The following is a 19,661-nucleotide window of genomic DNA, read 5'->3' as shown; positions in this document are numbered from 1 at the left end:
CCATGAGCAAGCTCGCCGTCCTCGCCTTCTCCGGCGGCCTCGACACCTCCTTCTGCGTGCTCTACCTCAAGGAGCAGGGCTACGACGTGGCCACGGTCACCGTGAACACCGGCGGGTTCTCGCCGGAAGAGCTGGCCCGCATCGAGGCCGCCTCACCCAAGCTAGGCGCCCTCAGCCACACCACCGTCGATGCCCGGGCAGGTCTCTTCGAGGGCTACCTGCGCTACCTGGTGTATGGCAATGTGCTGCGCGGCCAGATGTATCCCCTTTCGGTATCGGCCGAGCGCGTCTGCCAGGCGCGCGCGGTGGCCGAGCTCGCCAAGGAGATGAAGGCGGATGCCATCGCCCACGGCTCCACGGGTGCGGGCAATGACCAGGTGCGCTTCGACGTGGCCTTCCGGGCCCTGGCGCCTGAGCTGGAGATCCTCACCCCCATCCGCGACCTGGGGCTGTCCCGGGCCGAGGAGATGACCTACTGCGCCGAGCGCGGTCTCGTCTTCCCCGAGAAGACCAGGGACTACTCCATCAATGAGGGCATGTGGGGCACCAGCGTAGGCGGCCGCGAAACCCTCGATGCCTGGACTACCCTGCCCGAGGCGGCCTTCCCCGGTGGTGTCATCGGCGCCCTGGCACCGAAGACCCTGACCCTCAGCTTCGATGAAGGCGTGCCGGTGGCCCTCGACGGCCAGGCCATGGATCCGGTCACCCTCATCGCCCAGCTCAACGCCATCGGCAAGCCCTACGGCATCGGCCGCGGACTTCATCTGGGCGACACCATCCTCGGCATCAAGGGCCGCGTGGGCTTCGAGGCCCCGGCGGCGCACCTGCTCATCGGCGCCCACCGGGAGTTGGAGAAGCTGGTTCTCAGCGGCAAGCAGCTCTTCTGGAAGGAGTCCCTGGGGAACCTCTACGGCAGCCTGCTCCACGAGGGCCATTTCTTCGATCCCCTGGCCCGGGACCTGGAGGCCTTCCTGCTGTCCAGCCAGGAGCGCGTCTGCGGCGAGGTGCGCCTCACCCTGCACCCCCGCACCTTCGTGGTGGAGGGCGTGCAGTCGCCCTACTCGCTGATGGACCCCCGCATCGCCACCTACGGCGAGGCCAACAAGCTGTGGACCGGTGCCGAGGCCGCAGGCTTCGCCAAGGTCTTCGGCGTCCAGCAGACCCTCACCCTCAAAGCCAAGCCCAACTGATCGCCCGAGGTCCTCATGAGAATCCACGTCGACAAGCTCGCCTCGGTCACTCGCAACCTGCGGCTGGGCCGCACGCTCACCCTCGGCAGCGAGATCCTGCTCGAAGAGGGCTCCGTCATCGCCTGCAAGGTGCGGGGCGAGAAGAGCACCTACAACCAGCTGGAGGACCCCCACGGCCGCATGAGCACCTTGCATGACGGCGACATCCTGGTGGGCGCCCTGGGCCATCGCAACGCCCTGCAGGGCTACGAGGGCGTCATGCCCCAGAGCCTGAAACCCGGTGACACAGTGAACCTGCTGAACATGGGCGGCGTCATCGGCCAGTGTCTTTCGCACAACCCCGACGTGGGAAAGCCCTTCGAACTGGAGGTGCTGGGTCAGGTGCTGGTCTTTCCCGAGTTCCAGTCCCGCGCCGGCCAGCCCGCCCACATCCGCATGGGCGCCCTCAAGGGCACGGGCCTCGTGGCCCACTGCCCGGTGGTCTATGTGGCGGGCACCTGCATGAACGCGGGCAAGACCGCCGCCGCCTGCGCCACCATCCGCCAGCTCAGCCGCGCAGGCTACCGCGTGGGCGCCTGCAAGCTCACGGGGGTCTCGCTCATGCGTGATGCCCTGGCCATGCGCGACTACGGCGCAGAGGTGGCCCTGGACTTCACGGATGCGGGCATCGTGTGCACCGATGCGGGCAGTGCCGCCGGCGTCTCGCACGTGATCTTCTCGGAATTGGCCTCCCACGGTGTGGATGTCATCGTGGCCGAGACCGGCGACGGCATCATGGGCGAATACGGCGTGCAGGCGATCTTGCAGGATGCCGAGCTCATGGCGCTGAGCGGTGTGTTCATCGTCTGCGCCAACGACCCTGTGGGCGCCGCCGGGGCCGTCCACGATCTGGACGCCACCTACGGCATCAAAGCCGACCTCATCGCGGGGCCCGCCACGGACAACCGCGTGGGTGAGCGTTTCGTGGCCACCCTGGGCCTGCCCGCCCGCAACGCCCGGGCCGATGCGGACGCCCTCGGTCGCTTCGTGCTCGACCTCCTCGAGCCCAAGCTCGCGGCGAAGGCATGAGCTCCGTCGACGCCCTCATCCTCGGCGCCTCCGGCTACGGCGGCGGAGAGTTGCTCCGCTGGCTCTCCAACCATCCAGCCGTGACCTCAATCCGTGGCACGGCCCGCAGCCATGCGGGCAAGCCCTTCTACGCCCAGCATCCGAACCTGCGCAGCCTGGTCGAGGGCACCTTTGAGGCCGCACCGGACTGGGCGGCCCTGACCCAGAGTGACGCCCCGGTGCTGTTCGCGGCCCTGCCCCATGGCGAGTTTGCGAAACAGTGGCCCGACTTTCAACGCGAATGGGATCGGTTAGGACTCACGGACAAGCTCACCATCATCGACCTTTCCGCCGACTTCCGCCTGGATCCGGCCTGGATCTACGGCCTGGTGGACTGGCAGCCCGAGCGCATGCGGGGCGCCCGGCGCATCGCCAATCCCGGCTGCTTCGCCACGGCCCTGCAGCTGGCCCTGCTGCCCCTGGCCCAGTGGCAGCCCGCCTTCGTGGCCGTCACCGCCGCCACAGGCTCAAGTGGATCAGGTGCTGCGCCATCTGACACCACGCACCACCCCACCCGGGCGAACGACTTCCGGGCCTACAAAGTTCTGGGCCACCAGCACGAGGCGGAAGTGCTGCGCACCCTGGCGGCGGAAGGCTGGGAGGCACCCCTCAGCTTTGTGCCCCTGAGCGCGCCCATGGTTCGGGGGATCTTCGCCACGGCCCAGTTCCCTCTGCCCGAGGGCCTGGATGAAGACGCCCTTCGGGGCCACTACGCAGCTTTCTACCGGGATCGCTTCTTCGTGCGCCTGGTGGAGGGCAGCCCCCGTGTAGCCGCCACCACGGGCAGCGCCTTCGCCGACCTCGGCGTCGCCGCCCGGAACGGGCACGGCGCCGTCATGGTCGCCCTCGACAACCTGGGCAAGGGCATGGCGGCGCAGGCGGTGCAGAACCTGAACCTGGCCCTGGGGCTACCCGAATGGACCGGCCTGAAGGCAGGCTCGACCTTCCCCAGTTAAGGCCGGGTCAGCCTTATTTCACCACCAGCCAGGCCTTCCGCCCCTTCTTCAGGGCGCGGAGGAGGGTGGCCATGGCGTCGGCGGCGTCGGTGGGAGTCTGGGTGCCGGTGCGCTCGTCGAGGAGCATGACCTGGCCGGGGGCCACGGGGGGCAGGGTGAAGGCGGGAAACTGCCCGGAGTCCTCGTCCATGGACTCGGGCCGGGGACGTCGTGCGACTTCCTCCATGAAGCCGAGACCACTGTCCAGGCACGCCAAGCTCACGCTGTAGTGTTTGGCCAGCGCGCCCAGTGTGACGGCGCTGGGTCGGGTGCGGCCCACCTCCCAGCTGCTGATCATGGCCTGCTCGCAGCCAAGGGCCTGGCTTACCTCCACCTGAGTAAGGCCGGACTGCTTGCGCAGCCAGCGCAGACGCTCCGCCAGCGTGCGCGGCTGCGTCGGCATGGGCGAGGTCTCGTAGGGGCCGCGGGTGGGCATGCCTCCATTGAAGCCCCGGAGGGCCCGCTAGTCCAGAGATACAGTCGCAATTCCTGCGATTGTAGGGACCAAGTAGGGTGCGAATTTTGCCAACCGCGGGTATCCAGGTTCCCGCCGTTCCGCTAGAAATAGAGGGATCCACTGCACGCCATGACCTTCTTCGAACATGACTCCTCCACTGAGCCCGGGACGATGCCGTCCTGGGCACGGTCTGCGGACTGCGTGGCGGTGGACCGCTACCTGCTGGGGCCGGAGCTGGGCCGGGGTGGCATGGGCCGCGTGCACGCGGCCTGGGATCCGGTGCTCAAGCGCGTGGTGGCCGTGAAGCTACTGCTGGGCCACGATCCCGACCTGCACCTCCGCCTGCTGCGAGAGGCACGCACCCAGGCCAAGCTCGACCACCCGGGCATCTGCCGAATCCATGACCTGGGCCACGCGGAGGGCCGCCCCTACATCGCCATGCAGCTGGTGCAGGGCCGCTCCCTGGTGGACCTGCGCCCGGATCTGGACTTCCGCGCCATGGCCGCGGTGCTGGCGGACGTGGCGGACGCCATCCACGCCGCCCACCAGGCGGGCCTGATCCACCGCGATCTGAAGCCGGCGAACATCCTCGTCGAGCAGCACCCCGATGGCATCCTGCGCCCCTGCGTGGTGGACTTCGGCCTGGCGCGGGACCTCACGGCCCTGGACCAGACGCTCTCCTGGGCGGTGATGGGCACACCGGCCTTCATGAGCCCCGAACAGACGCAGGGCGAGGCCCTGGGCCCGAGCACGGACATCTACAGCCTGGGCGCCACGCTCTACGCGCTCATCACTGGCCAGCCCCCCTACGAGGGCTCCACCCTGGCCGGCCTCATCACCAACCAGTCAGACTCCGGCGTGCGGGCCGTGCGGCGCCTCAACGCAGCGGTGCCGAGGGACCTTGAGACCATCACCCTGAAGTGCCTGGAGCGGGAACCCGTCAAGCGCTACGCCACGGCCCGTGCGCTGGCGGAGGACCTGCGGCGCTTCCTGGCGGGCGAGCCCATCTTGGCCCGCCCCGTCGGTCCCATCGGCAAGTTCTGGCGCTGGTCGAAGCGCCGCCCGGCCCTGGCCACCACTGCCGCGACGGGCCTCCTCGCCTCGGCCCTCCTCCTGGGTTGGAACGGCCACATCCGAGCCACCTCGCGCCTGCGAGAGGAGGCGGCCCAGCGCTTCGCACTGGAGATCCGCGACGCCGAGCACCTGCTGCGCATCGAGCGCATGATGCCCCGGCACGACATCCGGCCGGCGGAGGCGCGGCTGCGGGCCAGGCTCGCCGTGATCCGCAGAGAGATGGCCGGGCTGAGGCCGCCTTCCCAGGGCCCAGGCCACTACGCCCTGGGCCGGGGGCATCTGGCCCTGCGGGAGTACGTCGAGGCGATCCGGAACCTCGAAGCGGCCTGGGCCTCCGGGTTCCAGGCCCCGGAAGTGGCCTATGGGTTGGGGCTCACGCGGTTGCAGCAATACGAAGATCTGAGACTCCAGGCCATCGGACGCCACGAACCAGAGGAAACCCGGCAGAGGCTCAAGCGGGACCTCGTGCCGTCGGCCCTGGCCTGGATGGCCCGAGCCAGGGGGGCAACCATCGACCACCCGGAGTATGGGGCGGGCCTGGCTGCCCAGGCCGAGGGCCGACACGCGGAGGCAGATGCCCACTTCGCCCGGGCCCTGGACCAGGCACCCTGGTTGTACGAGGCCTGGATCGCACGCGCCCTCACCGTAATGGATGAATGCTACGCCTCGGGCGCCCCCCCCACCCTCGAGGCGGGCCGACAGGCCCTGGCGACAGGCGAGGGCTACCTGCGGCGGGCCCAGCAGCTCGCTCCTAGTGACGACGAAGCGTTGTACCAGCACGCCTACCAGATCATGGGCGCCGCCGTGTCCCGGGCTGCCCGGAGTGAACGAAGCGTCCATCCCATCGAGGAGGCGCACCGGCTCCTGGAGCAGGGCCTCACAATCCGCCCGGATTCAGAGAAGATTCGGGTGTTCCTGCCCAACATCACCCTGCAGATGGGCTTCCTCCTCCTGTCCAGCGGGGGAGACCCGGGCCCCGTGGTCGGGCGCACGGCCCTCCAACTGGAGGCAGGAGCCTCCCGTGAAGCGTGGTCCCATGAGATGGACTGGATCATCACCAAGGGCACCCTGCATCACCTCTGGTGGGTGGTGGCCGAAGCGGACCAGCGGTTCGGCCGGTCCCCCAGGGAGGCCCTGGCGCACGCCAAGCGGTGGCGGGACCAGGTGGCTCCGGACATCCACCATGCGTTCACCCGGCTGATCGAAGCGAAGGACCTGGCGGACCGAGGACAGAATCCCTCAAGGCTCTACCGGGAAGCCGAGGAGAGTCTGGGAACCATCCGCACCGCCCCCGAGGGGGAGGCCAATCCCTTCTGGCACAGCACCCTCGGGCAGGCCCTCTTCGAGCAGGGCCAGTGGGAGTGGGCTGCCCGGAAGGGGGGGCGGGCCACCCTGGAGCGGGCCATCGCGCAGCTCGAGGGCAACCTGACCCGGGACCCGCGCTTCGCCTACACCTTCTACCATCTGCCCCGGGCCCATGCCCTGCGGGCACGCATGGCCCTCACCGCGGGGCAGGATCCCTGGCCCCACGTGCAGGCTGCTATTGCCACGGGGAGGCAGGGCGTGGCCATCAATCCGGCCAATGCCAACCTCCATCTGGCCATGGCAGACGCCCTCCTGGCCGAGGGTCAGGCGAGGCTCGCCGGGGGACTCGACGCCACGCCCACCTGGGCAGGCTGCCGCGCGGCCCTCTCCGCGGGGGAGCAGGCCAATCCCCGGGACTTCCGGTTCAAGGTGCTGCACGCCGAGATGGAACTGGCGGAGGCCGAGGCGCATGGAAGGGCTGCCGGGCACCTCCAGGCCGCCCGGGCCGCCTGCCAGGCCGGGCTGATCCTCAAGCACGACGAGCCGCAGTTCCGCCGCCTACTGGCTCGGCTGGGTGGCTCGGAAGCAGCTGTCTCTCCTGCAACTCTCGACCCTTAGGTCCATTTATAGACAACACTTCGGGCTGTGGGATGATGGTTTCCCCCTTTCCGGAGCATCCATGAATCCTTCCCTTCTCACCCGCGAGGCCCTCGGGCAGTTCGCCAGCGAGAGCCGCGCGGCCTTCGAGGCGGAGCTGAAAACCCTGGTGGAGATCCCCTCCATCAGCGCCGACCCGGCCCGGCAGGGCGATGTGCGGCGCGTGGCGGAGGCGGCCCGCGCACTGTTCGAGCGGCACGGCGGCAAGGCCGAGATCCTGGAGACCAGCGGAAACCCGCTGATCCACGGCTGGTTTGGCGAGGATCCCAGCCTGCCCACCATCACCGTCTACAACCACATGGACGTGCAGCCTGCCAATGAGCCCGAGTGGACGGCGGAGCCCTTCACATTCGTGGTGGATGGCGACACCTACCGTGGCCGCGGCAGCACGGACGACAAGGGCCCGGCTGTGACGGCCTTCTTCGGCGCCCTGGCGGCCCGCCGGGCAGGCGTGCCCCTGAACATTCACTTCCTGTGGGAGACCGAGGAGGAGATCGGTTCCCCGAGTTTCGCGGGCGGCCTGAACCGGCACAAGGAGCGCCTGAAGACCGATGCCATCGTCGTGAGCGACACGGTCTGGATCACCCGCGGCAAACCCAGCACCCCGGCTGGTCTGCGTGGTCTCAAGGGCTTCCGGCTCACCCTGGAGACTGCCGACCATGACCTGCACAGCGGCGTGGTGGGCGGCGCGGCCCGCAACCCCCTGGCCGAGCTCATCAAGGTGGTAGCCGCGATGATGGATGGCGAGACCGGCAAGGTGAAGATCCCCGGGTTCTACGACGAGGTGGTGAAGCCCTCGAAGAAGGAGCTGGAAGAGTGGGCGAACGCGGGGTTCAGCGTGGAGACCTTCAAGAAGGACCACATGATCACCGGCATGCGCACCGAGGACCCCCTCAAGGTCATGAAGCGCGTGTGGGGCCGCCCCACCATGGAGGTGCATGGCGTGGTCGGCGGCTACACGGGCCCCGGCATCAAGAGCGCCGTGCCGCCCCGGGCCGAGGTCAAGATGAGCTGCCGCCTAGTGCCGGACATGGACGAGGCCAAGACCATTGGCCGTGTCCGCGCCTTCGTCAACGAGCACTTCCCCGACGTGCAGTTCCACGAGGAGCACGGCCTGGCGCCCTTCAAGGGCCATGTCACCGGCCCCTACGCCGAGGCCATCAAGGATGCCTACAAGTTCGCCTTCGACGCCCCCTGCTCCTTCACCCGTGAGGGCGGCAGCATCGGCGCCGTGAAGACCATGGAGGACATCCTGGGCTGCGAGGTCTTCTTCCTCGGCCTGAGCCTGCCCAGCCACGGCTACCACGCGCCGAACGAGAACTACGACTGGGAGCAGGCCGGCGGCGGCATCGCGGCCTTCGCGCACTACTTCCAGACCGTGAGCGGAATCAAGAACTGAAGGCGATCCGAATCGAACCAGGGCCCCGGGGACAACTCCCCGGGGCCCTGTTCGTGGCACGGGCCCTCAGGCTCCGGGTTCCAGCAGGATCCTGAACTTCCGGTCGAGCCGCGTGACTTTCAGCGCCCCCCGCAGGTGCTCGCCGGGGTTCAGCAGGACCAGCTTCCGCCCCAGGGCCTCGGCACTTTCCTGGATGTCCAGCAGCGCGTTAGGGGTGGGAGTGTCCAGGGTGTGGACGCCGGAGAGATTCAGAAGCATTTCGCCTCCGGGGCCAGCACCAGCCCTTGGCCATTCATTGGTACAGATGATGCGGACCGTTAGGGTGGCAATGCAGTGTCGGCAAATTGATTGTAGAAAGGAGCATAAAAATTCGACCGACCATTCTCAGAACGTTCCCTGCACCAGTCCTCCATCCACCAGCAGGCTCTGGCCGGTGAGGTAGCTGGCCGGGCCACTGCACAGGAAGGCGATGACTGCGCCCACCTCGGCGGGCTCGCCGATGCGCCGGGCGGGGATGGCGGCGGCCTGGCGGCGGAAGTGCTCCTCGACCGTGATGCCCTCGGCCTGGGACTTCACCTCGGCCAGGTGGTGCTGGCGATCGGTCATGACATGTCCCGGCAGCAGGGCGTTGACGGTGATGCCGTCGGCCGCGGTCTCCAACGCCAGGGTACGCGTGAGACCCGAGAGGCCCGCCCGCAGGGTGGAGCTTATGGTGAGCAGCGGGTAGGGCTGCTTGGCCACCAGGCTCGTGATGTGGACGATGCGGCCCCACTGCCGTGCTTTCATGGCCGGCAGCACCAGGCGGGTCATGCGCACCACGTTCAGCAGGGTTGAGTCCACGCCCGCGGCCCAGTCCGCATCGCTCAGGTGGTCGAAGGTGGCGGCCTTGGGGCCGCCGGTGTTGGTGACGAGGATGTCCACCGGGCCCAGGCCTGCAACCGTGGCCGCATGCCAGCCCGCCAGATCTTCCGCAGTGGAAATGTCCGCCACCACCGCCAGGGCCGGAACGCCCAGGGCCTCAAGTTCAGCGCGGGTGGTCTCCAGCGCCTCGGCGCCCCGACTGCAGATGGAGACCGCGCAACCCTCGGCCGCCAGCGCCAGGGCCGCCGCCCGGCCCAGACCCTTGCTGCCCGCCGCCACCATGGCCACCTTGCCCCGAATACCCAGGTCCATGTCGACCTCCAGACTTTCAGGATAGGCCCTCACGGTCCGGGCAAGGACGGATCAGGATCGCTCCCGTTCGGCCCTTCCTCACTTCATGGAGGCCCGCAGCTCCACCAGCACCTGGTCCGCCGCGTCCACCCGGATGAGCCCCAGCCGTGGGTATTCAAGGTCGAGGATGAGGAAGATGGTGATCGCGGAGAGGGCCGCGAAACCTAGCATGTGGGCCCAGCTCCGCACCCGGCCCTCGGCCATGCCATGGCCTGCAAGCAACGCACTGGCCAGGGACAGCAGGGCGAGCATCACGTAGACCACGCGGGGAGGGTGTTGGTTCATGGCCATCGCGCGGGTCGTGGTGATGTCGATCATCTCGTTCAGCGCGGGCAGCACCAGCACGGGGACCGGAGCCTGGCTGTCCTTGCCGCAGGCCGCCACCGCCTCCGACCAGATCACCCCCTGCAGGTGGTTGGCTCGCGCCAGGGCGGCCTTCGAGGCCTGGGATTCCGGTGGATTCTGGAAATGGGCCAACCGTGCATCGAGATAGCGCCGGAAGTCCTCCCGGATGGCTGGCTGGGCCGGTGCAGGCAGCAGGTCCAGCCTCAGATAGGCCGTGCCGATGGCGTTGGCCTCCTGGGCCACCAACTGGCGCCTCCCGTCGAAGCGGGAGGCGGCCCCGGAGAAGGTGAAGGCCATGAGCAGGCCCATGAGCCCGAAGACAGCACCCTCCAGGGCGCCCAGGTTCCTCCGGGCACTGTCCGGGTCCCGGTCCAGCTGTCGGCGACCGAGGCGTCGACCCACCTCCTGGAACCCGAGCATGCCCAGGAACAGGGCCATGGCGATGAGCAAGGTGCTGAAAGTGAAGGCCATCGGCAGGTTCTCCGGCAGGAGGTGGCCACATGCTAGCACTGGGAGAGGAGGGCCCCGGAACCCGAGCACCCCGGTGACCTTTTGACAAAGGTCCAGCCCCGTTGCACTTTGGGGCATGAGCCGAGCGCCCTCGCGTCTTCCCCTCGTGCTGCTGGTCGCCGTGGCGGCCGCCTTCCTGCTGCTGGGCTACGCGCCCAAGGCGGACCGCTTCACGTGGTTCATGGAGAACGTCCCGGTGATCGTCGGCCTGCCCGTGCTCATCCTGACCCATCGACGCTTCCCGCTCACGAACCTGCTCTACGTCCTGATCGCACTGCACGGCCTGGTGCTCATGGTGGGCGGGCACTGGACCTATGCCGAAGTGCCGGCGGGCCACTGGGTGAAGGATTGGCTGCACCTGGCGCGCAACCCCTACGACCGGCTGGGCCACCTCTTCCAGGGTTTCGTGCCGGTGCTGATCTTCCGGGAGGTGCTGCTGCGGAAGGGCGTGCTGCAACCAGGTCTCTGGTCTGTCGTCGTCCTGATCCTCATGGTGCTGGGGCTCAGCGCCGCCTACGAGCTGCTGGAGTGGCAGACGGCCGTGTGGACCGGCAGCTCGGCCGATGCCTTTCTGGGCACCCAGGGCGACCCCTGGGACACCCAGTGGGACATGGCCTGTGCCCTGATCGGGGCCAGCCTGGCCCTGGCAGCCCTCTCCAAAGTTCATGATCGATGCATGAATTCGTCAGCCAACCATTAATGTAAACCAGAAAAGACCGATACAGGTTTTAAGGCACCCCGCCCCGATACCAGGGAGCAACCATGGTCTTGGAGGAACAGTCCGGCCCAGCGGCAAGGACCCATTTCGCGACGGCGGATCGGGCCACCCCTGAGGAACTGCGTCGGGAGGCGGAGGCCTGCCTGGGCCATCCGGTGGCCGGATTCCTGATGCAGGCCCTGGATGGGCTGGTGCTGATCCTGGATGTCCATCGCCAGGTGCTGGCCACCAACGAGAGGGTGCTTCAGGTGGTGGATGGCACGCCTGACGCCACCCTGGGCCGTCGCCCCGGCGAGGTCTTTGGCTGTATCCATGTGCCGGACAGCCCCAGCGGATGCGGCACCAACCATGCCTGTGCCCACTGCGGGGCGGTGCTGGCGGTCCTGGAAGCCCAGCGGACCAATGAACCCGTCCACTCCGAGTGCCTCCTCACCCTCCGGAATGGGGAGCACACCGAAAGCGTCGAGTTCGAGATCGTGGCCAGCCCATTGACCGTCGGTCCACACCAGTTCATCGCCGTGGTGCTGCACGACCTCAGCGCCGTGAAGCGACGCGATGCCCTGGAGCGGCTCTTCTACCACGATGTGGCCAACCTCATGCAGGGCATCCGGGGCTGGGCGGACCTGCTGGCCTCCGGCGTCAGCACCTCCCGAGACACCGCCCAGAAGCTTGCCCACTTGACCGACCTGCTGGACCGGGAGCTGAAGAGCCATCACGCCTTGGCCCAGGCCGAACATGGCGAGCTGAAGCCCCGGGTGCGGGCCGTCCTGCCCCTGGAGATCCTGGTGGATGTGGGCGACTTGCTTAGTCGGCATGCACTGGCCCGGGACCGGGATGTGGAGATTCGTCCTGCTCCGGAGGCGACTATCCATACGGACCCCGAGCTGCTGTCGCGAGTAGTGCTGAACATGGCGGTGAACGCCGTGGAGGCCTCCTTCATGGGGGAGACCATCACCCTCTCCGCCCAGTTTGAAGGACCGGACATCCGCTTCCAGGTCCACAACCCCGGCGAGATCTCGGAAGAGATCCGGACCCGGATCTTCCAGCGCTCCTTCAGCACCAAGGGCACCGCTGGCAGGGGCCTGGGCACCTATGCCATGAAGCTCTTCGGCGAGAAGGTCCTACGCGGGAAAGTGGGCTTCGACACCGGGCCCGGGGGCACCACCTTCTGGATCCTGATCGCCCGTTAGCTCAGGGCTGGCTGGGGCGCGGCGCGGCCGGGGGCAGGCAGCCCTGGGCCTGTCCCAGGCCCTTGAGATAGGCGCGCCGCACGATCCCCGCCGCGATGGCCTTGGTGACCTGCCGCGAGGTCCTCTCGGCACCCGTCAGCTTCCGCACCCAGCCCCGGAAGGGGATCAGTGCCTCGGCGCTGCTCTTCACGGCACCGACCGCGGCCTCATCGAGCTCGGTCCGGCCGCGGTCGGCCAGGCTGGGCTTGGGCGTCTTCGGACCGTCCAGGTCCTCGCCCAGGGCCGCATCAAGCAGCTGGACCTCGGCCGCGAGCCCTGCGCAGGTGGGATCCGCCGGCGGTGCGTACGGGGCCTGCAACGCCGTGAGCAGCACAGCCGGGATCTTGGTGCGAAGCAGGTTGAGATCGGACAGGGGCGTGACAACGGCCCCGGCCAGCTGGTGGGCCACCGGAGGCGTGGCCTCCGGCTTGGAGCAGGCTACCAGCGTCAGCAGCAGGGTCAGGGCAAGGCCGGGGGTCCGCATGGTCTCGGAGTATATCGGGACTGGACGCTCCGACGGTCGGGGGGCCACTGCTACCCTCAGGAGATGCTCGCTCTGGAACTCGATTCCCTCACCAAACGGTTCGGCGACAAGGCTGCGGTGGACGACCTTAGCCTGAGCCTCGAGGCCGGGGCCTTCCTGGGCCTGCTGGGCCGCAACGGGGCCGGAAAGTCCACCACCCTGAAGATGGTGACGGGTCTGCTGAAGCCCACCTCAGGCCACATCCGCGTGCTCGGCCTAGATCTCGAAGCCGACCCCCTGGCGGTGAAGCGGCAGCTCGGCGCCATGCCCGAGGACATGGCCCTGCTGGACATGCTCACGGGACCCCAGTACCTGCGCTTCGTGGGGCGCATGTACGGCATGCCTGATGCCCTCATCGACGGGCGACGCGAGGAGCTCTTCGACAAGCTGGACCTGGCGGTGGTGCCGAAGCAGCTCATCGCCGACTACAGCTTCGGCATGAAGAAGAAGGTGGCCCTCTGCGCTGCGCTCATCCACGGTCCGCGCATCGTGTTCCTTGATGAGCCCTTCGAGGGCATCGACCCCGTCACCAGCCGCACCATCAAGGACATCCTCCACAGCCTGCAGCAGAGCGGCGTGACGCTTGTGCTGACCAGCCACATCCTGGAGGTGGTGGAGCGCCTCTGCCCCCTTATCGCCATCCTAGACGACGGTCGCCTCAAGGGCTTCGGACCTCTGGAGGAGCTGCGACACGGCGACGAGAGCCTCGAGCAGCTCTTCGTCAACCTGGTGGGCGGCACCCAGAAGGGGGCGCTCTCGTGGCTGTGAGGCCTGGGCTCACGGCCTTCAGGGCCATGTTGCAGGCCCACTACCAGACGGCCATGAACCGCTCCGTTCGGGAGATGGGCCGCCAGGGTGTGTGGGTCATGGTGGTGCTGACCATCCTCATGGGCTTCTTCGCCATCGTGCCGCTGTTCCTGGGCATGGGGGGCGCTGGCTGGGCCATTGGCCGCCATCTCCCCAATCGCCTGGCGATCTTTTTCCTGGGTCTCGCAATGGCCACTCTCGGCCTGGGCGGCGGACTCTTCGGCGGCATCCTCGGGGGCGCCCGGCAGCTCAGCTGGGAGTCCTACCGCGGCTACCCGCTGAAGCTGCGCACCCTCTATCTGGCGGAACTGGCGGCGGGCCTTGCCGACCCGATGCCGTTGCTCCTGGGCCTAGGCTTCCTGGGTTTCCTGGCAGGGCTTGCCATCGGCTCCCCCAGCTCCATCCCGCTGCTGCCTCTCCTGCTCCTGGAGACCCTGGGCACCCTACTAGCCCTGCAGCTCCTGCTGGGCGGCCTGGCAGTCGCCCTGGTCAAACGGCTCCGCCTGGCGCTGCTCCTGCTCGGCGCACTGGCCTGGGTGGGCATCACCCTCGCCAGCGGGCAGATGCCCCGCCGGTCCCGACCCACCCCCCCGGCTACCGCGACCGACTCCCCGGAACTCACTCGGACCCGCGAGGCACGGCGGGCCCAGCAGCGGGCCCAGCTGGACCAGTGGGTGGGGCGCGCCGAGCGCATCTCCAGCTTCCTTCCCACCCACGCAGCGGCGCGGAGCCTGGCGCTGGCCCGGGAAGGACGCTGGATCCAGGCTCTGGCCGCACATGCCTACCCGCTGGGGCTGCTGGCCCTGCTCATGGTAGCCGGCGCACGGCTGGTGGCCCGGGAATCCACCGAATCGCCGCGGGCACCCGACGCTCGGGGGCCTGACCGGCTCTGGACCTTCGCCAATCCCGCCGAGGGCATCGGCCGGCTGCACTTCCGCACCCTCATGGCCAGCCAGCTGGGGCGTTTCGCCTTCCTCATGCCCATCATGACCCTGGTGCTGCTCAAGGGCCCCTTCGCCCAGTTCCGGGGGCAATCCCTATGGGCCGTGCCCATGGCCTTCGCCTACCTCTCGTTGGTGGGGAACAACGTCATGTTGAACCAGTTCGGCCTGGACCGGCACGGCATCAAGGCCCTGCTGCTGCTGCCCATCTCCGCGCAGGACCTGCTGAAGGGCAAGCTGCTGGGCATGGCCGTCCACCAGGGCCTGCAGGCGCTCCTGCTGGTGGTCCTCCTGGCGATCTTCGACCAGGCGGCCCCAGGGCCTCTCCTAGCTGGCGTCCTCATGCTGGGCTGCGTCTTCCTTGCCCAGAGCTCGGTGGGACAGTGGACCTCCCTGTGGGCTCCCCGGCCCATGGCCCTGGACAGCATGAAGAACGGCAACATGCCCTTCGCCGTGGGGATGCTGAGTCTGGCCACCTCCGGCCTCTGGACAGGGCTCTTCGGCGGCCTCTACGCCCTCACTGCTTGGCTGGCCCCAGCCTGGCTGGTGCCCGTGATGGGCCTGGCCTTCCTGCTGACCCTGGCCGCGCACTTCGCCCTGCTACCCACCCTGGCCGCTTTCCTCGATCGCCGCCGCGAGGTTCTGGTGGAGCGCCTCGGATGATGAACCCCGCCGCGCTGCAGCTGGCCGCAGAGCTGGGCGGCACCCTGCTGAGCGGAGCTGCCGGTGGGTTGGGCGGGGGACTCCTGCTGGTGGAGCGCAGCCAGGGCCACGGCCTGCCCCAGGTGGCGGTACTCGGGCGGGGCGCCGCCGATCTGATGGCTCCGCTTGACGTCGCCGAACGGCTCCAGGCCGGGGGTCTCCAACTGAACCTCCTGGCCCTGGTGCCGCTGCCCGGGTGCGACCTCCCCGCCGCCCTCGAATTTCATCGCCGCCGCCTCGGCGCCTTGGTGGCGGCCTTGGATGCCGGTCTCCCCTGGTTAGGGGGCAGGCCCATGCTGGCGCGCCGGCTGCCCGGTCGGATCCACTGCGCCGCCCCGGTGGCCCTCGACAAGGCCCCCATGGGCCCGCTCGAGAAGACAGAGCTGAAGGCCTTCCTCGCGGACTGGGAGAAGGACCTCCGCAAGAGGGTGTTCCGTCGTCCCGAGTGGCGCGAGGCCCAGGACCATACGGAACACGGCGGTTTCGTGACCGAACTCTGGCCCGGCGTGCCCCTGCCTGAAGGTGCCGATCTGGTGGTACCCCCCCTGGAGCTGCCCTTCGCCACGCCCCTGACCGATGCCCTCCGGGCCGCGCTCCGTACCGCCACTGGCCTCCCGGTGCCCATCCTTCCGCTGCCCGAGGATCCTGCCCCCTTGCACGCGCTGCGCGGACTTACGCCGGAGATCGCCGCCTTCCGTGGACCGGTGCGGGCCTGGGAGCTGGCCCTGACGACCCTCGCGGGCCTGCCGGCCCCACCCCATTTCTGCGCACGGTGCTGACAGCCGCTTCTGAGAAGATGGGGCACCATGCGCACCCACATTGGCAAGTTCGAGATCGTCCGCCTGCTGGGCCAGGGCGCCATGGGCGAGGTCTACCTGGGCCGGGATCCTGGCATCGGCCGCGAGGTCGCCATCAAGACCATCCGGCCCGCCCTCATCGGACTCGACGCGGGCGGCGATGTCCGGGACCGCTTTGCGCGCGAAGCGAAAGCTGCCGGCCTGCTCCACCACCCGAACGTGGTCACGGTCTTCGAATTCGGCACCGATGGGGACCTGCTCTTCCTAGTCATGGAATACGTGCCGGGCGATGACCTGGCCACGCTTATGGCGCGGGACGAATTGAACCCCTCCGACCTGCTCGAGATCCTTGCCCAGGTCTGCGAGGGGCTGGCCCAGGCCCACAAGCACGGCATCATCCACCGCGACATCAAGCCCACCAACGTCATGGTTCTGCGCGAGGACGGCGACCTGCGCGCCAAGGTCATGGACTTCGGCGTGGCCAAGCTGAGCGGCGGCGACGTCACCCGGACGGGCCAGGTGGTGGGCACCCTCGCCTACATGGCGCCCGAGTACCTGCGCACGGGCCACGCGGAACCGGCCTCCGATCTGTTCTCCGTGGGCGTGATGCTGCACGAAGGGCTGACCGGAGAAAAACCGTTCCGGGGCGGCACCACCGGCGCCATGGTCTACACCATCATCCACGACGAGCCACGGCCCCTGGAGGACACGGTCTTCGAGGGCGTGAGCCCCTCGGTGAAAGCGCTTGCCACTCGGCTGCTCGCGAAAGATCCCGCCGCCCGTTTTCCCGGTGCGGCCGAGGCCGCCAAGGCCCTCCGCGCGGCCAAGAATCCCACCTGGATTGCCCCCCTTGATGATGCGACGGTGGCCCTGCCGGGACGCACGGGTAGCCGGACCGGGTCTTCCGCTGGAGGACCGAAGCCCAGGCGTCCCTGGATGTTGGCTACCCTGGGGCTCAGCCTCCTGCTGGCAGGCACTGCGGGCTTCTGGTTCTTCCGGCGTCCTCCGATTCAACCCCTTCCCCAAGTGAACACCCACATCAACGACGTGGTGCTCAATGAGGCCGCCAACCAGCTGGATGCCCACCCCGAGCACGCCCTCAAGCTGGCGCAGGAGGTCATCGATGCCACGCCCGATGCCGTGCCCGTGGACGCGGACGCCTACGCCCTGAAGATCGCCGCCCTCTACAAGATGAACCTGCTAGAGCTGTTGGAGGCCGCCGTCAACGAGGCCCGCGACCGCAAGGTCAGCGGCCAGGAGATGCTCAAGAATGCCAAGCTCCGCGCCATGCTAGACCACGAGAAGACGAGGAGGAAACTCTCTCCGGAGCTGCGGGAGCGGCTGCTGAAGGGCCTCTGACTGGAAATGGAAAGGGCATGAACCGAAGTGAACGGTTCATGCCCTGCCTATTTGCTTGGAGTTACTGGACGACGAGTGACCGCATCATGTCGTGCTCTTCATGCTCGAGGATGTGGCAGTGCCAGACATACTCGTGGCCCCCGGTGCGCGTGCTGACCGGCACGGCGAAAGGCACCTTGGGGAGGTCGAACTTCATGATCACCCTGGTGACCTCTTCGGGATGCATCTGGATGGTTTCCTTCCATCCTAATTCGGTGGCAGCCGGACCACGTGCTGGCCCTGTGAAGGTGGGGAGGATGGCATCACCCTGAGCTGCAGCCAGGTAGGGAAGCACATCAAAGGGCTGGCGGGACAGGATCTGGGCATTCACCAGGTGGAAGTGAATGGGGTGCGTGTCGCCAGTAAGGTTCGCGATCTCCCAGACTTCGGTGGCACCGGCCGTGGGCGTCTCGGTGGCATCGGAGAGCGGATCGAGGGGGTCACCATAGGGCCGGGAGAAATCGCCGGCATACGTCGCGACGTTGGTGCCGAGCATCTGGGCCAAGCGAAGCTTGCCATCAAGAATCTCATTCAGAGTGAGCCGGCGCACGGTGACGCCTGAGCGCGTCGGGATGGGCAGGGGCGCTGTGGTGGCGTTCACCCAGTTCAAGGTCGAGGCGGCGGCCCCAGCGACGGGACCGGCCAAGGGCCGGTCGATCTTGGAAAGGTAATGACCAGCCAGGGGGAAGTTCTGAGCGTAGAAGGGTACATCCGCTGCGATGGCCGGGCTGTCCGCCTTGATCTCGAACCGCATGAGCACGGAGGTGTCACCAATGCCATTGGCGTTGGGGTAATCATTTTCCGGCCCACCATTTGGGTAGGGCCCGGGGGCATCGTTGAAGAGGATGTACTTCTTGCCCCCCTTCCCAGCGAAATCTACCACCACGTCGAGGCGCTCGCCTGGGGCCGTGATCAGGCTTCCACCTGGGGCAGCGGGGTTGACAGAACGAGCACCATCCTGGTCGACCGTAATATTGAGCTTGGCAGAGGGCACGGAGACTGGCTTGGCCAGGAAGCCGCCTTCGGTGCCGATCACCACCCAGTTGGGGCCGGGCTTGGTGAAATCGGGCTGTCCGGGTGTCACTGTGCTCTCTTCGTAGAGCTGGAGGTTGATGACGCGAGCATTGCAGGCATTCAGGATGCGGAAGCGGTACCGGCGGGGGTCCACGGTCGCCTTGGGATAGGCGGCGCCGTTGACCAGCATCGTGTCTCCGAACGCCTCGGGCACCACGGACACGGCCGGCGCCCCGCTGGGGCCCCAGATTGTCGGATCGTACTGGTAGGGGTACCACAGGTTCCCATGGCCCTGGGCAGACGCGGGGAAGGGAGTTGTCGGGACCGTGGCGTTCTGGAAGATCTTGTCCTGGAAGACCAGGGGCAGCTCGCGTCCCCCGTTCTCCACGAATTTGGGCAGGCCATAGTAACGGGCCAACTGGGCTTCGAAGTTGTCCCGGATGATGTAGGCCGAGGCGATTCCGGCGTAGGCATTCAGACGGGTGATGCCCATGGAGTGATCGTGGTACCAGGCCATGCGGGCACTCTGGTCGTTGGGATAGTAGTATTCCGCTTCTTTCACCCCAACCGTCTGCCCAGCGCGCAACACCTGATTTCCAACTGGAAAGGTCTCTCCATTATTTCCCTGGGGGTCCCAGAAGGCGAAGGGGCCGCCATCGCTGAACCAGGGCACCAGCCCGCCGTGCAGGTGCACGCTGGTCCGGTTGTGGGACACATTGACACCGGCACCCTCGATGCTGGTGTCAACCGGCAGGATGTGACTGTTGGGAAGGTTGTTGCGGAAGGTGATCTGGGTCGGCCGACCGCGCTGGGCAATGAGGATGCCGCCCAGGTGCTTCTGGGTGACCGCACCCCCAGCGGGCACGCCGAGCGCCCTGGAGGGGTTGTAGCCCCAGAGCGTGGTGGCAGGCATATCTGGATGCAGCTGGTCGGTGTACTGGTTGATGTCGATGGTGTAGTGGTCGGCAACGAGGGGCGTCGAAGTGACGGCTCCAGGCCAGGTCCGAGTGCCATCGGGAAGCGCGACGGGGATGAGTCCCGGGGCGCGCAGCTCCTGGGTGAACTTGGTCAGCACGGGGCTGGACTGCCAGTTCTGGGCCTGCGCCGGCGAGGAAGAGACAAGACATGCCGCCACCAAGGTGAGAATCGGAACGCCAATGCTCCGCTTGGTACGAGCAGTACTGCCTTTGAAGTCAGATCGTGGGATCACGCGACCCTCCGAGGAAGTCGATCGGTTTAATTCAAGGAGCCCTTAGGCGAAGGCCTGGCAGGCGTAGTGAT

17 protein-coding genes are annotated in these 19,661 nt (G+C 67.8%); 11 read left to right on the top strand and 6 right to left on the bottom strand.

From position 1 onward, the window contains the following. Positions 1-2: 2 nt before the first annotated feature. The 3 genes from argG to argC are packed head-to-tail and all read left to right on the top strand — an operon-like array spanning position 3 to position 3,253. Positions 3-1,190: an argininosuccinate synthase gene (gene argG / locus WAS25_RS01345; protein ID WP_422309555.1), complete on the top strand. Its 1,188-nt coding sequence runs from the start codon at positions 3-5 to the stop codon at positions 1,188-1,190. A gap of 15 nt (positions 1,191-1,205) precedes the next feature. Beyond that, the gene (locus tag WAS25_RS01340; protein WP_422309553.1) at positions 1,206-2,258 is read left to right on the top strand and encodes a hypothetical protein; all 1,053 of its coding nucleotides are present in this window, start codon (positions 1,206-1,208) and stop codon (positions 2,256-2,258) included. Continuing rightward, entirely contained in the window at positions 2,255-3,253 is a 999-nt protein-coding gene (gene argC / locus WAS25_RS01335; protein ID WP_422309551.1) for an N-acetyl-gamma-glutamyl-phosphate reductase, read from the top strand. Before WAS25_RS01340 ends, argC begins: the two co-directional genes overlap by 4 nt. Before the next feature lie 13 nt (positions 3,254-3,266). On the opposite strand, the gene WAS25_RS01330 is transcribed toward argC, so the two are convergent. Further along, positions 3,267-3,728, bottom strand: coding sequence for a helix-turn-helix domain-containing protein (locus WAS25_RS01330; protein ID WP_422309549.1), 462 nt, complete (start codon positions 3,726-3,728; stop codon positions 3,267-3,269). 150 nt (positions 3,729-3,878) lie between these two features. Between WAS25_RS01330 and WAS25_RS01325 the strand changes: the two genes are divergently transcribed. Then, complete coding sequence (locus WAS25_RS01325; RefSeq protein ID WP_422309547.1) at positions 3,879-6,746, top strand: protein kinase domain-containing protein; 2,868 nt, start codon at positions 3,879-3,881, stop codon at positions 6,744-6,746. A 61-nt stretch (positions 6,747-6,807) separates the two neighbouring features. After that, positions 6,808-8,184, top strand: coding sequence for a M20/M25/M40 family metallo-hydrolase (locus WAS25_RS01320; RefSeq protein ID WP_422309546.1), 1,377 nt, complete (start codon positions 6,808-6,810; stop codon positions 8,182-8,184). 66 nt (positions 8,185-8,250) lie between these two features. Here WAS25_RS01320 and WAS25_RS01315 read toward each other — a convergent pair whose 3' ends face one another. The 3 genes from WAS25_RS01315 to WAS25_RS01305 all read right to left on the bottom strand — a co-directional run bounded on the left by WAS25_RS01315 (position 8,251) and on the right by WAS25_RS01305 (position 10,212). Continuing rightward, a complete protein-coding gene (locus WAS25_RS01315) occupies positions 8,251-8,442 on the bottom strand; it encodes an STAS domain-containing protein (RefSeq protein ID WP_422309544.1) in 192 nt (63 codons plus the stop codon). A gap of 126 nt (positions 8,443-8,568) precedes the next feature. Next, positions 8,569-9,357, bottom strand: a complete 789-nt coding sequence (locus WAS25_RS01310; protein WP_422309542.1) for an SDR family oxidoreductase — start codon at positions 9,355-9,357, stop codon at positions 8,569-8,571. A gap of 78 nt (positions 9,358-9,435) precedes the next feature. Next, on the bottom strand, positions 9,436-10,212 hold the full coding sequence (locus tag WAS25_RS01305; protein ID WP_422309541.1) for a DUF4239 domain-containing protein: 777 nt from the start codon (positions 10,210-10,212) through the stop codon (positions 9,436-9,438). Between the two features lie 115 nt (positions 10,213-10,327). Between WAS25_RS01305 and WAS25_RS01300 the strand changes: the two genes are divergently transcribed. Further along, positions 10,328-10,951: a DUF2238 domain-containing protein gene (locus WAS25_RS01300; protein WP_422309539.1), complete on the top strand. Its 624-nt coding sequence runs from the start codon at positions 10,328-10,330 to the stop codon at positions 10,949-10,951. A 62-nt stretch (positions 10,952-11,013) separates the two neighbouring features. Beyond that, positions 11,014-12,159: a sensor histidine kinase gene (locus tag WAS25_RS01295; protein ID WP_422309537.1), complete on the top strand. Its 1,146-nt coding sequence runs from the start codon at positions 11,014-11,016 to the stop codon at positions 12,157-12,159. A 1-nt stretch (position 12,160) separates the two neighbouring features. On the opposite strand, the gene WAS25_RS01290 is transcribed toward WAS25_RS01295, so the two are convergent. After that, positions 12,161-12,682 carry a hypothetical protein gene (locus WAS25_RS01290; RefSeq protein ID WP_422309535.1) on the bottom strand — a complete coding sequence of 174 codons (522 nt, stop codon included), beginning with the start codon at positions 12,680-12,682 and terminating at the stop codon, positions 12,161-12,163. A 63-nt stretch (positions 12,683-12,745) separates the two neighbouring features. On the opposite strand from WAS25_RS01290, the gene WAS25_RS01285 reads away from it, so the two are divergent. Genes WAS25_RS01285 through WAS25_RS01270 form a run of 4 tightly spaced genes read left to right on the top strand, consistent with a single transcriptional unit; the run spans position 12,746 to position 17,327 of the window. Then, positions 12,746-13,489 (top strand): ABC transporter ATP-binding protein, encoded by a 744-nt coding sequence (locus WAS25_RS01285; RefSeq protein WP_422309533.1) that lies wholly within the window; start codon positions 12,746-12,748, stop codon positions 13,487-13,489. Continuing rightward, positions 13,480-15,132 carry a hypothetical protein gene (locus tag WAS25_RS01280; protein WP_422309531.1) on the top strand — a complete coding sequence of 551 codons (1,653 nt, stop codon included), beginning with the start codon at positions 13,480-13,482 and terminating at the stop codon, positions 15,130-15,132. The genes WAS25_RS01285 and WAS25_RS01280 overlap by 10 nt, the downstream gene beginning before the upstream one ends. Then, entirely contained in the window at positions 15,129-15,950 is an 822-nt protein-coding gene (locus tag WAS25_RS01275) for a hypothetical protein (protein WP_422309529.1), read from the top strand. The genes WAS25_RS01280 and WAS25_RS01275 overlap by 4 nt, the downstream gene beginning before the upstream one ends. A 27-nt stretch (positions 15,951-15,977) precedes the next feature. Continuing rightward, a complete protein-coding gene (locus WAS25_RS01270; RefSeq protein ID WP_422309527.1) occupies positions 15,978-17,327 on the top strand; it encodes a serine/threonine-protein kinase in 1,350 nt (449 codons plus the stop codon). A 61-nt stretch (positions 17,328-17,388) separates the two neighbouring features. Here the strand turns inward: WAS25_RS01270 and WAS25_RS01265 are convergent, their stop codons facing one another. Further along, positions 17,389-19,590 (bottom strand): multicopper oxidase family protein, encoded by a 2,202-nt coding sequence (locus tag WAS25_RS01265; RefSeq protein WP_422309525.1) that lies wholly within the window; start codon positions 19,588-19,590, stop codon positions 17,389-17,391. Positions 19,591-19,661: the final 71 nt, after the last annotated feature.

The sequence above is a fragment of the Geothrix sp. genome (assembly GCF_049292215.1).
Taxonomy (GTDB): Bacteria; Acidobacteriota; Holophagae; order Holophagales; family Holophagaceae; genus Geothrix.
Note: the sequence above shows the minus strand (reverse complement) of the source record. Positions and strands in the feature narration are given on the sequence as shown.

Coding starts and splice junctions, on each gene's coding strand:
- argG (WP_422309555.1), top strand. CDS start 3: ATGAGCAAGCTCGCCGTCCTCGCCTTCTCCGGCGGCCTCGACACCTCC.
- WAS25_RS01340 (WP_422309553.1), top strand. CDS start 1,206: ATGAGAATCCACGTCGACAAGCTCGCCTCGGTCACTCGCAACCTGCGG.
- argC (WP_422309551.1), top strand. CDS start 2,255: ATGAGCTCCGTCGACGCCCTCATCCTCGGCGCCTCCGGCTACGGCGGC.
- WAS25_RS01330 (WP_422309549.1), bottom strand. CDS start 3,728: ATGCCCACCCGCGGCCCCTACGAGACCTCGCCCATGCCGACGCAGCCG.
- WAS25_RS01325 (WP_422309547.1), top strand. CDS start 3,879: ATGACCTTCTTCGAACATGACTCCTCCACTGAGCCCGGGACGATGCCG.
- WAS25_RS01320 (WP_422309546.1), top strand. CDS start 6,808: ATGAATCCTTCCCTTCTCACCCGCGAGGCCCTCGGGCAGTTCGCCAGC.
- WAS25_RS01315 (WP_422309544.1), bottom strand. CDS start 8,442: ATGCTTCTGAATCTCTCCGGCGTCCACACCCTGGACACTCCCACCCCT.
- WAS25_RS01310 (WP_422309542.1), bottom strand. CDS start 9,357: ATGGACCTGGGTATTCGGGGCAAGGTGGCCATGGTGGCGGCGGGCAGC.
- WAS25_RS01305 (WP_422309541.1), bottom strand. CDS start 10,212: ATGGCCTTCACTTTCAGCACCTTGCTCATCGCCATGGCCCTGTTCCTG.
- WAS25_RS01300 (WP_422309539.1), top strand. CDS start 10,328: ATGAGCCGAGCGCCCTCGCGTCTTCCCCTCGTGCTGCTGGTCGCCGTG.
- WAS25_RS01295 (WP_422309537.1), top strand. CDS start 11,014: ATGGTCTTGGAGGAACAGTCCGGCCCAGCGGCAAGGACCCATTTCGCG.
- WAS25_RS01290 (WP_422309535.1), bottom strand. CDS start 12,682: ATGCGGACCCCCGGCCTTGCCCTGACCCTGCTGCTGACGCTGGTAGCC.
- WAS25_RS01285 (WP_422309533.1), top strand. CDS start 12,746: ATGCTCGCTCTGGAACTCGATTCCCTCACCAAACGGTTCGGCGACAAG.
- WAS25_RS01275 (WP_422309529.1), top strand. CDS start 15,129: ATGATGAACCCCGCCGCGCTGCAGCTGGCCGCAGAGCTGGGCGGCACC.
- WAS25_RS01270 (WP_422309527.1), top strand. CDS start 15,978: ATGCGCACCCACATTGGCAAGTTCGAGATCGTCCGCCTGCTGGGCCAG.